Here is a 13132-nt window from a genome sequence, read left to right as displayed (position 1 = left end):
CTCCTACTTTCCGGTCCAGTTGCCCGGACGCTTCTCGACGAAGGCGCTCATGCCCTCCTTCTGGTCCGCGGTCCCGAACAGGCCATGGAACAGCCGGCGCTCGAAGCGCACGCCCTGCGCCAGCGGGAGCTCGAAGGCGGCATTGACCATTTCCTTGGCCGCGATCGCCGCGAGCGGGGGCATGGCCGCGATCTCGGCGGCGGTCTTGAGGGCTTCCTCGACGAGAGTCTCGGCCGGCACCACGCGCACCACCAGGCCCGCACGCTCGGCCTCCTCGGCACCCATCATCCGCCCCGTCAGGCACATCTCCATCGCCTTGGCCTTGCCGACCGCGTGCGCCAGCCGCTGCGATCCGCCCATGCCGGGGGTCACCGCGAGCTTGATCTCGGGCTGGCCGAATTTCGCCTTGTCACCGGCGATAATGAAATCGGCCATCATCGCGACTTCGCAGCCGCCACCCAGCGCGAAGCCGTTGACAGCCGCTATCCACGGCTTGCGGGTGTCGGTGACCCGCTCCCAGCCGGCGAAGAAGTTCGCGCCGTACATGTCGGCGAAGCCCTGGCTCTGCATCTCCTTGATGTCGGCGCCGGCGGCGAAGGCCTTTTCGGAACCGGTCAGGACGAGGCAGCGCTGGCTGTCGTCGGCGTCATAGGCCGCAAAGGCCTGGATCAGCTCGGCCAGCACCTGGCTGTTGAGCGCGTTCAGCGCCTGCGGCCGGTTCAGGGTGACCAGCGTGACGGCGTCACGCTGCTCGACGAGGATGGTGTCGTACTTGCTCATGCGATCTCCGGAAACGGCGTCCATTCCTCGCCGGGGACTTCGGCGAACAGCGCGTCCACCACTTCGTCGAGCACGGCTTCGGGCAGCGGCGGCTGCCAGTCGGGGTTGTTGTCCTTGTCGATCAGCAACGCCCGCACGCCCTCGGCGAAATCATGCGTCTTCACGACGTTGCGCGCGAGGGCATATTCGGCGCGCATCTCGTCCTCGAAGCTGTCGCGCGTCGCACCGTCGTGAAGGAGCTTCAGCGACACCTTGCACGACAGGGGGCTCTTGCGGCGGAGCGTGGCGAGTTCGGTCTGCGCCCAGTCGCTCTCGTCGGCCTCGAGCGCCGCGATGACGTCCTCGAGCCGGTCGGCGGCAAACAGCTTGGCGATGAGCGGCAGGTTCTGCTCGATCCTGGCGGCGGGCGGCGTATCCGCGAACGCACCGGCGGCGCCCGCCGCGCGGCTCGGCGCGGCCTTCAGCCGGTCGACCAGATCGGGCAACGCGGCCTGCGGGACATAATGGGTCGCAAGGCCGAGGTAGCGGCATTCCGCGCCGTCGAGCCGCGCGCCGGTCAGCGCCATGAACTGCCCGACCCGGCCCGGAAGCCGCGACAGGTACCACCCGCCGCCGACGTCGGGGAAGAGGCCGATACCGGTCTCGGGCATGGCGAGGCGGGTCGCCTCGGTCGCGACCCGGACCTGGCAGGGGAGGGCGATCCCGACCCCGCCGCCCATGGTGATCCCGTCCATGATGGCGATGGTGGGCTTGGGGTAGGCGAAGAGCAGGTGGTTGAGGCGGTATTCCTCGAAGAAGAAATCCTCCGCCTCTTTCCCGTCGGTCGCGCCCGAGCGCGCGAGCGCGACGACGTCCCCGCCGGCGCAGAAGCCGCGGCCCTCGGCATGATCGATGAGCACGGCCTCGATCGCGGGGTCGTTTGCCCAGGTGCGCAGCGCCGCGCTCATCGCGACGCACATGTCGCGGGTCAGCGCATGGATCGCCCGCGGGCGATTGAGCCGGATTCGGCCGAGCGGGCCGTCGACGATCGTCAGGACATCGCTGGTCACTGGCGGAGCATCTCGCGCGCGGTGATCATCCGCATGACCTGATTGGTGCCCTCGAGGATCGAGTGGACCCGAAGGTCGCGCCAGAAGCGCTCGATCGGATAGTCCATCAGATAGCCGTAGCCGCCGTGGAGCTGGAGCGCGCGGTCGGCGATGGTCGAGCCGGTGTCGGTCGCGAGGCGCTTGGCCATGGCGGCGAAGCGGGTCTTGTCCGGCGCATTGTCGGTGACCTTGGCCGCAGCGAGATAGAGGAGCGCGCGCGCCGCCTCGAGCTCGGTCGCCATGTCCGCCAGCATGAACTGGGTGTTCTGGAAGTCGGCGATCGCGGTACCGAACTGCTTGCGGTCCTTGGTGTAGGCCACCGCCTCGTCGAGGCAGCGCTGCCCGCCGCCGAGGCTGCACGCACCGATGTTGAGGCGCCCGCCGTCGAGGCCCATCATCGCGATCCTAAAGCCCTCGCCTTCGCCGCCGACGCGATTCTCGACCGGCACCCGGACCTCGTCGAAATTGACCTGCGCGGTCGGCTGCGAATGCCAGCCGAGCTTGCGCTCCTGCGCGCCGAAGCTGACGCCCGGCATGTCCTTCTCGATGACGAGGCAGCTGATACCCTTGGGGCCGTCCTCGCCGGTGCGGACCATGGTGACGTAGATTTCGTTCTCGCCGCCGCCCGAGATAAAGGCCTTGGAACCCGACACGACATAATGGTCGCCGTCACGGACCGCGCGCGTCTTGAGCGCGGCGGCGTCCGACCCGCTGGACGGCTCGGTCAGGCAGTAGGAGCCCAAACGCTCCATCCCGATCATGCTCGGCAGATATTTCTGTTTCACCGTGTCCGACCCGAAGCGGTCGATCATCCATGCCGCCATGTTGTGGATCGAGATGAACGCGCTGGTCGAGGGACAGCCATAGCTCATCGCCTCGAAGATCAGCGCCGATTCGAGCCGGCCGAGCCCGATCCCGCCGCTTTCCTCGGACACGTAGATGGCGCCGAAGCCCAATTCGGCGGCGCGTTTCACCGTGTCGCGCGGGAAGATATGCTTCTCGTCCCACTCGGCGGCATTGGGGGTGATCTCGGCGGCCGTGAAGGCCCGCGCCATCTCCTGGATCTGGCGCTGGTCATCGGTCAGGTCAAACTGGGACATGGCCGAGGCCGTTAGCTCAAGCGGCTCCGGACGGGCAAGCCGTGTAGGTGAGGTCGACCGGTCCTTCGTCGCCCCCCTGCTCGGTCCGTCGCAACTTGGGTCCGCTGCGCTCGAAGGTGATGACCCGCTCCCAGTTCATTCCCTCGCCAGAGAAACCGTAGTTGGCGGTGAAGACGTTGGCCGGAGCCCAGCGGTCGATCCGGTCGAGCGTGCCGCGGCTTTCGTAGAAGGTCAGCCGATTGTCGTCGATGACGAGGAGGCCCTTGGCGGCACTGGCATATTCGGGCTTGCAGTCGTTGGCGGTGAGACCCCAGCGGCCCCGGAACTGCTCGGGGATGTTGGTCGGCTTGGAGGCGGGGACCGGCTCGCGTTCGGCGACGTGCCCCTGGTCGATGTCGGCCGGGATTTCGGCTTTTTCGGCATCGCGGGAAACGGGGTTGCCGACGCGGCCGGTGGGACCGTCGCCGACTCCGGCGTCACGGGCCATGGCTTCGCCGGTATCGGCCTTGTCGGCGGCGGGTTGGCAGGCGGGGAGGGTGAGGGCGGCGCCCAGGCAGAGAATGATACGCATCAACGCACCAACGCCTCAGCTTCGATCTCGACCCGCCATTCGTCGCGCAACAGCGCTTTCACGACCACCATCGTCGCCGCCGGACGAATATCACGGAAGATTTCGCCATGCACCGCGCCCACCGCATCGGCGTCGGCGGGATCGACGATGTACATCCGCGTCCGCACCACGTCGGCGGCGCTTCCGCCCAGTTCGTCGATCGCGCGAAGGATGATCGCGAAGCAGCGGCGCGCCTGTGCGGCAGCGTCGCCGGGCGTAGAGGAGCCATCATCCTCGACCGGCGCCGTCCCCGAGACGATGATCCGCTCGCCCACCCGGACTGCCAGCGAAAAGTCATAGGCCTGTTCATAGGGCGAGCAGCCCGAAGTGCGCTTCATCGTCTTACAGCCCGCCCTCGGCCGTGGCGGTCGCCGCCGCCGCGAGGTCGGACGCGCCCGGCCAGTCGTAGCGGTCCATCGTCACCGCCGCGCAGCTGTAGGTCGCGCGGTTGACGATCGGGGCTTCGACCAGCTTTCCGGCCAGTTCGGGCCGAAGCCTGGCCAGCGCTTCCTGCGCCACGCCGAGGTTGCGGGTAAAGACCATGGTCGAGATCTTCTCGCCAGTGGAAAGCTGCGCGCCCATCATCGGGGTGGCATCAGCGAGATAGGCATATTCGCCTGCCTTCACCGTCAGCATCGGGGCGCCGAAGCAGTTGCTCGACATCGGCGGCATGTTGGTGCCGATCATCCAGCCGCCGAGCACATAGTCGCCCGCCGTCACCGGGATCACGCGCAGTTCGTAGGTCGCGCGGCGATCGCCGGCCGGGACTGGCACGACGTAGGTCGTCTTGTCGCCCTTCTTCTTCCAGTCGCGCGGCTGGTACTGGAGGTCGCCCTTCTCGCGGTCGTAGCGGAACAGCTCGAGCCGGGCGAAGCGGTCCTTGGCTGCCGGATGGTTGCGGCGATAGGCGACGACGATCGCGCCCTGGCCGGGCTCGAGAACCGGGAAGACCGCCTTGGCCGGGTCCTTGTGCAGCCAGAGTGTCGCCGGGCCGGTCAGGTCGGGCGCGACGGCGAGCGCCGGGTCGGCCGGCGGGGAGAAGCGGTCGCGTTTCTCGATCTCGCCCTCGACCGAGGCCGCACCGACGATGCTGTTGAAATAGGCGGTCTTGTCCGCGTCACTCATAGCGGCGACCGCGGCGGCCTTCGCCTCGGGCAGCTTCACCATCTGCCAGCCCTTGATCAGCAGGCAGCGCTTGCGGTTCTCGCGGCGCTGGATGCCCTCGGCGATGGCGGCCCCGATGGCTGCGCCGATCCCGCCGCCAACGCCGGCGGCAAGCGGCGAGATCGACGGATTGTAGAGCGCGGGATTATAATAAGTGGTGGCCCCGTTCACGAGCTTGGAGCCGCGCGCGATCAGTCGGCACTCCTGCCAGTCGGCGTCATATTGCGCGCGGGTCGCACCCGGCTTGTTGTAGAAGCGATTGTCCTTGAGGTCGCGCGCGGCATCCTTGGCGATGTCCTCGGGCGTGTCCTGGCTTTCGGGCTTCGGCTGAGCCGAGGCGGGCGCGGCGAGCGCGGTCAAGGTCGCGACAGCCAGCACGGCCGCCGTACGCGTCAGTTTCGTCATGATACCCCCCGAAGGCCGCGGGAAGCGCGGCTTTCGGGGAATGTTGGAGCAAGGACGGGGCCGGATTGTCAAGCAAGCCGACGCTCTATCCCTGCCGTGGCTCAGCCCATCGTTGGGATGACGAAGGCGTTCTCGTCGCCGCCCGCCGCGCCGTCGGGCCAGCGCTGGGTGACGACCTTGGTCTTGGTCCAGAAGCGCAGGCCCTCCTGACCATATTGCCCGATGTCGCCGAAGCCCGAGCGCTTCCATCCGCCGAAGCTGTGGTAGCTTACCGGCACCGGGATCGGCACGTTGACCCCGACCATGCCGACATTGACCCGGCTCACGAACTCGCGCGCGGCATGGCCGTTGCGGGTGAAGATGGCGACGCCATTGCCATAGTCATGCTCGCTCGGGAGGCGGACCGCTTCCTCGAAATCGGCGACCCGGACCATCTGCAGCACCGGCCCGAAGATCTCTTCCTTGTAGCTGCGCATGTCGGTGGTGACGTGGTCGAAGAAGGTCGGGCCGACGAAGAAGCCCTTTTCCGAGCCCTGCAGCGTGAAGCCGCGCCCGTCGACCACAAGCTCGCCGCCCTCGTCGACGCACATCCGGATGTAGCTCTCGACCTTTTCCTTATGCGCCTGGCTGACCACCGGGCCGTAATGCGCGTCGGGATCGGTCGAGACGCCGATCCGCAGCGCTTGAATCGCGGGGATGAGCTTTTCGCGCAGGCGGTTGGCGGTCTCCTCGCCGACCGGCACCACCACCGGCAGCGCCATGCAGCGCTCGCCCGCCGAGCCGAACGCCGCGCCGGTGAGGTCGGTCACCACCTGGTCGAGGTCGGCGTCGGGCATGACGATGCCGTGGTTCTTGGCCCCGCCGAACGCCTGCACGCGCTTCCCGTTCGCGGTGCCGCGCGAATAGATGTACTGCGCGATGTCGGACGAGCCGACGAAGCTGATCGCGCCGATGTCCTGATGGTCGAGGATCGCGTCGACCATCTCCTTGTCGCCGTGGACGACGTTGAGGATGCCGTCGGGAAGCCCCGCTTCCTTCATCAGTTCGGCCAGCCGCACCGGAACGCTTGGATCGCGCTCGCTGGGCTTGAGGATGAACGCATTGCCGCAGGCGATGGCCATGCCGAACATCCACATCGGGATCATCGCCGGGAAATTGAACGGGGTAATCCCCGCGCCGATGCCGATCGGCTGGCGCATCGAGTAGACGTCGATGCCCGGGCCGGCGCCCTGCGTATACTCACCCTTGAGCGCCTGCGGGATCCCACAGGTATATTCGATGACTTCGAGCCCGCGCTGGACGTCGCCGCGGCTGTCGGCGAGCACCTTGCCATGCTCGCTCGAGAGCATCGCGGCGAGCTCGTCCATGTTCGCTTCGATCAGTTCCTTGAACTTGAACATGACCCGCGCGCGGCGCTGCGGGTTGGTCGCGGCCCAGGCGGGCTGGGCGGCCTTGGCGGCGTCGACCGCCTTCTGGAGATCCTGCACGGTGCCGAGGCGAACGCTCGCCTGGACCGAGCCTTCGCTCGGATTGAACACCTCGGCCTGACGGTCGCCCGACTGGAAGCTGCCGCCGCCGATGAAATGATCGATGCTACGCATGGGGGATCTCCTCTTCGCGCCCGCCACTAGCCAAGCGCGATGCGCGATGCCAGTCAGGACCGCGTTGAGGAGACCCGTCCATGCGTCGATTTGCCGTCCTTTCCCTCGCCCTGCTCGCCGGAACCGCTGCCGGCGCTGCGACGCCCGAGCAGCAGATGCAGGCCGCCGCCAACGAGGTCAGCCAGGCCCGCATCCGCGCCGACATCGCCAAGCTGGTGAGCTTCGGAACGCGTCACACGCTGTCGAGCCAGACCGACCCGAAGCGCGGGATCGGCGCCTCGGTTCGCTGGGCCGAGTCGGAGATGAAGAAGCTCGGGCTCGAGACGCTCCAGACCTGCGACATGGTGACCAAGCCGCCGCGCGTGCCGACCCCGACGCGGGTCTGCAACGCGGTCGCGATCCAGCGCGGGACCGAGCGGCCTAACGACGTCGTCATCATCACCGGCCATATCGACAGCCGGGTCACCGACGTCATGAACGCCACCGCCGACGCGCCCGGCGCCAATGATGATGGATCGGGTACCGCCGCGGTGCTTGAAAGCGCCCGGGTGCTGTCGAAGCGCAAGTTCCCCGGGACCATCGTCTACGCCGCGCTGTCGGGGGAGGAGCAGGGACTCCTCGGCGGCAAGATCCTCGCCGACTATGCCAAGGCGCAGGGCTGGAACGTCGTCGCCAATCTCAACAACGACATCATCGGCAACAGCTGCGGCTCGGACGGGGCGTGCGACGGCAAGACCGTCCGCATCTTTTCGGAAGGCCCGCGCTGGCAGGGGCGGGAGGCGCTCGCCGCCGCGCAGCGGAGCCTCGGCGGCGAAAACGACAGCCCCAGCCGCAACATCAGCCGCTTCCTCGACCGTCTCGCCGAGCGCCTTCCGCAAATCGGCCTCGACGTCCGCCAGGTCTGGCGCAACGATCGCTTCGGCCGCGGCGGCGACCATACCGAATTCCTCAACGCCGGCTTCCCCGCAATCCGCTTCTCGGTCGCGGTCGAAAATTACGACCAGCAGCACCAGGACCTCCGGACCGAGAAGGGCGTCGAATATGGCGACACCATCGACAAGATGGACTTCCCCTATCTCACTAAGGTCATCCGCCTGAACACCGCCGCCCTGATGGCCCTCGCCAGCGCCCCGCCGCCGCCCGAGCCCACGGCCGAGGGCGCGGTGAGCACCGACACCAAGATCAGTTGGCGTTTCGTGCCCGGCTCGGCCCAGCATGTCGTTCGCTGGCGGCGCACGGACTCAAACCAGTGGCAGCAGACGCTGGCAGTGCCGATGCGCCGCCGCCTTGGCAGCGACACCGTCGCGACGCTCTGCACGCAGGCCAATCCCGAGCCCTGCAGCGTGATCCTCCCAAAGGTTCGGGTCGACGACTGGGTGTTCGGCGTTTCGTCGGTGAGCAATGGTGGCTGGGAAAGCCCGGTCGCCAGCGCGGTCCCCGGCGGCGCCTTCAAGCCCTATGTCGCGCCGGTCCCCAAGTGACCGCTTCGTCGAGCCTTCATGACGGTTGAGGACACCGACCGCCCGGCCGAGCAGCACCCGTTGCTCGGCATGCTCCTCCGCCTCGTCACCGCCGTCCTTCTCGCTGTCATGTTCGCAGCTGTAAAGCTCGCCGGCGAACGCGGCGTCCATGTCGTCGAAAGCCTCTTCTACCGGCAGATCGGCTCGGCCTTGTGCGCGACCGGCCTGGTCCTCGCCGGTCCCGGCCTTGCCTCGCTGCGGACAAAGCGCGTCGGCGCGCATGTCGGGCGGATGGCGCTGGGGCTGGTCGCCATGGGCCTCAATTTCCTCGCGATGATCATGCTTCCGCTGGCCGAGGCGACCGCGATCGGCTTCACCGTTCCGATCTTCGCGACCATCCTCGCCGCCGTCAGCCTCGGCGAGCCGACCGGGCGCTGGCGCTGGGGAGCGGTCGCCGCAGGCTTCGCGGGGGTACTGCTGATCCTTCATCCGGGGACGGGCGACGTGCCGCTGCTCGGCGCCGGCGTGGCCTTGCTCGCGGCCGTGCTCACCGCCTCGGTCACCGTCGTCATCCGCCGCCTCGGGCAGACCGAGCGGGCCTCCACCACCGTCTTCTGGTTCGCCGCGAGCAGCCTCGTTCCGCTCGGCCTTCTGATGCTCGTCTTCGGCCGGGCGCATGATGGCATGACCTTTGCCATCCTCGGGCTGATGGCGCTTGCCGGCGGCCTTGCTCAGCTGACGCTCACCGCCAGCCTCCGCCTGGCCCCGGTCGCGCTCGTCATGCCGATGGACTATACGAGCCTGCTCTGGGCGACCCTGCTCGGCGCCTGGCTCTTCTCCGAGTTGCCGAGCGCGTCCATCTGGTTCGGCGCCCCCGTCATTATCGCCAGCGGCCTCGTCATCGTCTGGCGGGAACATCATCTGGCCCGGCGCGCTGCCCTCGAAGCACGCGCCGAGACGTCATCCTAAGGAAGCGAATGCCCCGCAAGACCGCCCCCAAGGGCCTGCCGACCCCCAAGCAGATCCTCGACTTCATCCAGCAGTCGGGCCAGCCCGCCGGCAAGCGCGAGATCGCCCGCGCCTTCGGTCTTCACGGCCACGACAAGATCATGCTGAAGGCGCTCCTCAAGGACATGGCCGACGAGGGGCTGATCGACAGCGCACCCGGCCGCGCCTTCCACCGCGCCGGCGGAATCCCCCGCGTCACTGTCCTGCGGGTCGTGGGGGTGGAGGAGGGCGCGGTCGCGGTCCCCGACAATTGGGAGGGCGAGGGACCCGCACCCAAGCTCCGGGTCATCGAAAAGGGTCGCCGCTCGGCGCTTGCCTTGAACGACCGGATCCTCGCCCGGACCGAGGAACGCGGCACCGGCCATGTCGCCCACCTCATGAAGAAATTGCAGCGCTCGGCCGACCTCATCCTCGGCGTCGTCCACGAGGACGAGGACGGGCGCAAATGGCTGAAACCCACCGACAAGCGCGAACGCCGCCAACTGCCCATCTCCGAGCTCGGCGACGCCGCCACCGGCGACCTCGTGCTGGCCGAACCGTCGGGCAAGCCGCCGCGCGTCTCGGCCCGGGTCGACGCCGTGCTCGGCGATCCCTTCGCTCCGCGCAGCTTCAGCCTCATCGCCATCCACAAGCATGGCCTTCCGAACGAATTCTCGACCGAGACCGTCGACGAGGCCCGCAAGGTCTCCACGCTCCCCCTCGGCGACGACCGCGAGGACCTGCGCCACCTGCCGATCGTCGCGATCGATCCCGCCGACGCCCGCGACCATGACGATGCCATCTGGGCGGCCCCGCGCGAGGACGGCGGCTGGGACGCGATCGTCGCCATCGCCGACGTCAGCTTCTACGTCCGCCCGGGAAGCAATCTCGACCGCGAGGCCCGCCGCCGCGGCAACAGCGTCTATTTCCCCGATCGCGTCGTGCCGATGCTCCCGCACGAATTGTCCTCGGACATCTGCTCGCTGAAGGAAGGCGCCGACCGCGCCGCGCTCGCCTGCCATCTCCACGTCGCTCCCGACGGCACGCTCAAGAGCTGGCGCTTCACCCGCGCCGTCATCCGCGTCGCGGCCAATATCGCGTACGAGGATGCGCAGGCCGCGATCGACGGCAAGGGCGGGGTCGAAGCCGAACTCGTCGAACAGGCCCTCAAGCCCCTCTGGGAGTGTTGGAAAGCCCTCTTCGCCGCCCGCACCCGCCGCGAGCCGCTCGAGCTCGACCTGCCTGAGCGGCAGGTCGTTCTCGACGAGAAAGGCCGGATTACCTCGGTCGCCCCGCGCGAACGGCTCGACGCGCACAAGCTGGTCGAGGACTATATGATCGCGGCCAACGTCGCGGCCGCCAAGGCGCTGGAGGCCAGGAAGGCCCCGGTCATGTATCGCGTCCACGAGGCACCGAGCCGCGAGAAGCTCACGGCGCTCAAGGACTATCTCAAGACCTTCGACCTCGAGTTCGCGCTCGGCCAGGTGATCAAGCCCGGCACCTTCAACCGCATCATCGAGCGGGTCGGCGACAGCGACTCGCGGCCCGAGATCATGGAGCAATTGCTCCGAACGCAGATGCAGGCCCGCTACGCGCCCGATCATCTCGGCCACTTCGGCCTCGCGCTGGCGAGCTACGCCCACTTCACCTCGCCGATCCGACGCTATGCCGACCTTCTTGTCCACCGGGCGCTCGTCTCGGCCTATAAGCTCGGCGAGGGCGGCCTGCCCGCGGAGGATGCGACCAGCTTCACCGAGATCGGCGAACATATCTCCATGCTCGAGCGGCGCGCGATGGAGGCCGAGCGCGAGACGATCGATCGCTATGTCGCGGCCTATCTTGCCGACCATGTCGGGCAATTGCTCGACTGCCGCATCTCGGGCGTCCAGCCGTTCGGCTTCTTCGCCACCGTCGAAGGGCTTGGCGGCGACGGCCTCATCCCCGCGGCCGAGCTCGGTCAGGAATATTTCCGCTACGACGAGGCCGCCCGTCAGCTGATCGGCGATGAGAGCCAAGACACCTATCGCGTTGGCCAGCGTCTTCAGCTTCGGCTCGTCGAGGCCAATCCGGTGAGCGGCGCGCTTCGCTTCGAGCTTCCCGAAGGCAGCTATGCACGGGGCTCGACGAACCGCCGCGATCGCACCCGCGGTCCCGCGATGGGCAAGCGCGGCCGCCCCTCGAACATCCGGCACCAGGGTCGCAAGCGCCGCTGAGCAGCGCCGGGAACAGGCGGCCCTTCCGGCGGTTGGCAGCAACGAACGGACCGGCGCATCGCTCGTCACCACGCCCCAAGGCCATCTGGCTCGCGGCGGGTGACGGCAGCAGGACCGGTCCAGTCCCCACAACCAGCCTCGAAAGGTCACCATGCCCCGCACCATCGCCGTCCTTCGCGGAAGCCCGCGCGCCCAGAGCCTCACGACCCGCCTCGCCAAGGCGATCGAGCTCGCCGCCGGCGACCGGCTCAGCTTCCGGGACGTCGAGATCCACGACCTGCCGCTCTATAATCCCGACCATGAGAAGGATGCGCCGCACCCCCAGTGGGATGCCTTCCGCGCCGCGGTGAAGGGCTGTGACGGCCTCCTCTTCGTCAGCCCCGAGTGGAACCGCTCGATCCCGGGCGGGCTCAAGAATGCGATCGACATCGGGTCGCGCCCCTATGGGCAGGGCGTCTTCCAGAAGAAGCCGGCCGCGGTCGTCACCCAGTCGACCGGCGGGACCGGCGGCTTCGGCTGCAACCACCACCTTCGCCAGTGCCTCGTCCACCTCGACTCGATCGTGCTCGGCCAGCCCGAAATGTATGTCGGCAACCTGTCGGAAGATAAGTTCGGCGACGATGGCCGGATTACCGACGAGGGCCTCGCCAAGCTGGTCGACGGCTTCGCCGACACCTTCGTCGCCTGGGTCGACAGGCTGGCCTGAGGACTTTCCTCCGGGCGCTTGATCGCCGGCGATGCGAGGCGCATCATCGGCCGACTTCGGGCGCACGGAGGACGAGCATGGCAACGGCCGCAGCAGCAGTGATCGCGAAGGCGAAGCGCGAGATACAGCACGCCTTTTTCGCCGCCGATGCGGTCCGGCCCGACCGGACGATCGGCTTCACGCCCGCCAACGGGGCGGAACGCCGCCAGTTCGATCGACTTCGCGCGGAAGGCGTCATCCACGAGGAACGGCCAGGCAACTACTGGCTCGATCTTCCCGCCTATGACGCCATCCTTCAGGCGCGCCATCTTCGGGTGCAGATCGTCCTTCTGCTCCTCGTCGCCCTGCTGGCCGGCCTGCTGCTGTTCGGGGTCGGCCTCAATACCGGCCGCCACTGATCAGAGGCGGGGGAGGGTCACCCCGCGCTGCCCCTGATACTTGCCCGCCCGGTCGGCATAGCTGACCTCGCACGGCTCGTTGCCCTTGAGGAACAGGAACTGGCACGCGCCTTCGTTGGCGTAGATCTTGGCCGGCAAGGGGGTCGTGTTGCTGAATTCCAGCGTCACATGCCCTTCCCAGCCGGGCTCCAGCGGGGTCACGTTCACGATGATCCCGCAGCGGGCATAGGTCGATTTGCCGAGGCAGATCACCAGCACGTCGCGCGGCACCCGGAAATATTCCACCGTCCGGGCCAGCGCGAAGCTGTTGGGCGGGATGATGCAGACGTCGGTCTTGCGGTCGACGAAGCTGTTCGAGGCGAAGTCCTTGGGGTCGACCACCGCCGAATCGACGTTGGTGAAGATCTTGAACTCGTCGGCGACGCGCGCATCATAGCCGTAGCTCGACAGGCCGTAGCTGATGCAGCCGTCGCGGCGCTGGGCCTCGACGAACGGCTCGATCATGCCATGGGTTTGCGCCTGCTCGCGGATCCAGCGGTCGGATAGGATGGACATGGGTACAAGGCTTAGCCGCGCGCTGAACCGTTCGTCGATTCCGCTCGGGCAGAAATCCGCCGATT

General features: G+C 67.9%; 13 protein-coding genes. 5 read left to right on the top strand and 8 right to left on the bottom strand.

Annotated elements, in window-relative coordinates; genetic code table 11:
• Window positions 1-3 precede the first annotated feature (3 nt).
• From AC4GYU_RS12320 to AC4GYU_RS12290, 7 genes are all read right to left on the bottom strand, one after another.
• On the bottom strand, window positions 4-780 hold the full coding sequence (locus AC4GYU_RS12320; RefSeq protein ID WP_491087246.1) for an enoyl-CoA hydratase: 777 nt from the start codon (window positions 778-780) through the stop codon (window positions 4-6).
• Window positions 777-1829 (bottom strand): enoyl-CoA hydratase/isomerase family protein, encoded by a 1053-nt coding sequence (locus AC4GYU_RS12315; RefSeq protein ID WP_491087245.1) that lies wholly within the window; start codon window positions 1827-1829, stop codon window positions 777-779. Before AC4GYU_RS12315 ends, AC4GYU_RS12320 begins: the two co-directional genes overlap by 4 nt.
• Window positions 1826-2968, bottom strand: a complete 1143-nt coding sequence (locus tag AC4GYU_RS12310) for an acyl-CoA dehydrogenase family protein (RefSeq protein WP_491087244.1) — start codon at window positions 2966-2968, stop codon at window positions 1826-1828. The genes AC4GYU_RS12315 and AC4GYU_RS12310 overlap by 4 nt, the downstream gene beginning before the upstream one ends.
• A gap of 16 nt (window positions 2969-2984) precedes the next feature.
• Window positions 2985-3539, bottom strand: a complete 555-nt coding sequence (locus AC4GYU_RS12305) for a hypothetical protein (RefSeq protein ID WP_491087243.1) — start codon at window positions 3537-3539, stop codon at window positions 2985-2987.
• Window positions 3539-3916 (bottom strand): RidA family protein, encoded by a 378-nt coding sequence (locus AC4GYU_RS12300; protein WP_491087242.1) that lies wholly within the window; start codon window positions 3914-3916, stop codon window positions 3539-3541. Before AC4GYU_RS12300 ends, AC4GYU_RS12305 begins: the two co-directional genes overlap by 1 nt.
• Window positions 3917-3920: 4 nt before the next feature.
• Window positions 3921-5147, bottom strand: coding sequence for a hypothetical protein (locus tag AC4GYU_RS12295; RefSeq protein WP_491087241.1), 1227 nt, complete (start codon window positions 5145-5147; stop codon window positions 3921-3923).
• A 101-nt stretch (window positions 5148-5248) separates the two neighbouring features.
• A complete protein-coding gene (locus AC4GYU_RS12290) occupies window positions 5249-6748 on the bottom strand; it encodes a CoA-acylating methylmalonate-semialdehyde dehydrogenase (RefSeq protein ID WP_491087240.1) in 1500 nt (499 codons plus the stop codon).
• Window positions 6749-6828: 80 nt separating this feature from the next.
• Here AC4GYU_RS12290 and AC4GYU_RS12285 point away from each other — a divergent pair, with 80 nt between their 5' ends.
• From AC4GYU_RS12285 to AC4GYU_RS12265, 5 genes are all read left to right on the top strand, one after another.
• Window positions 6829-8229 (top strand): M28 family peptidase, encoded by a 1401-nt coding sequence (locus tag AC4GYU_RS12285; RefSeq protein ID WP_491087239.1) that lies wholly within the window; start codon window positions 6829-6831, stop codon window positions 8227-8229.
• Window positions 8230-8247: 18 nt separating this feature from the next.
• Window positions 8248-9177, top strand: coding sequence for a DMT family transporter (locus AC4GYU_RS12280; protein WP_491087238.1), 930 nt, complete (start codon window positions 8248-8250; stop codon window positions 9175-9177).
• An 8-nt stretch (window positions 9178-9185) separates the two neighbouring features.
• A complete protein-coding gene (gene rnr / locus AC4GYU_RS12275; RefSeq protein ID WP_491087237.1) occupies window positions 9186-11408 on the top strand; it encodes a ribonuclease R in 2223 nt (740 codons plus the stop codon).
• Window positions 11409-11559: 151 nt separating this feature from the next.
• Window positions 11560-12114 (top strand): NADPH-dependent FMN reductase, encoded by a 555-nt coding sequence (locus AC4GYU_RS12270; protein WP_491087236.1) that lies wholly within the window; start codon window positions 11560-11562, stop codon window positions 12112-12114.
• A 77-nt stretch (window positions 12115-12191) separates the two neighbouring features.
• A complete protein-coding gene (locus AC4GYU_RS12265) occupies window positions 12192-12512 on the top strand; it encodes a hypothetical protein (protein WP_491087235.1) in 321 nt (106 codons plus the stop codon).
• On the opposite strand, the gene dcd is transcribed toward AC4GYU_RS12265, so the two are convergent.
• Entirely contained in the window at window positions 12513-13067 is a 555-nt protein-coding gene (gene dcd / locus AC4GYU_RS12260) for a dCTP deaminase (RefSeq protein WP_491087234.1), read from the bottom strand.
• Window positions 13068-13132: the final 65 nt, after the last annotated feature.

It is taken from the genome of Sphingomonas sp. SP2, assembly GCF_058313385.1.
The sequence above is the reverse complement of the archived record's forward strand: the minus strand, read 5'-3'. Positions and strand labels throughout refer to the sequence as shown.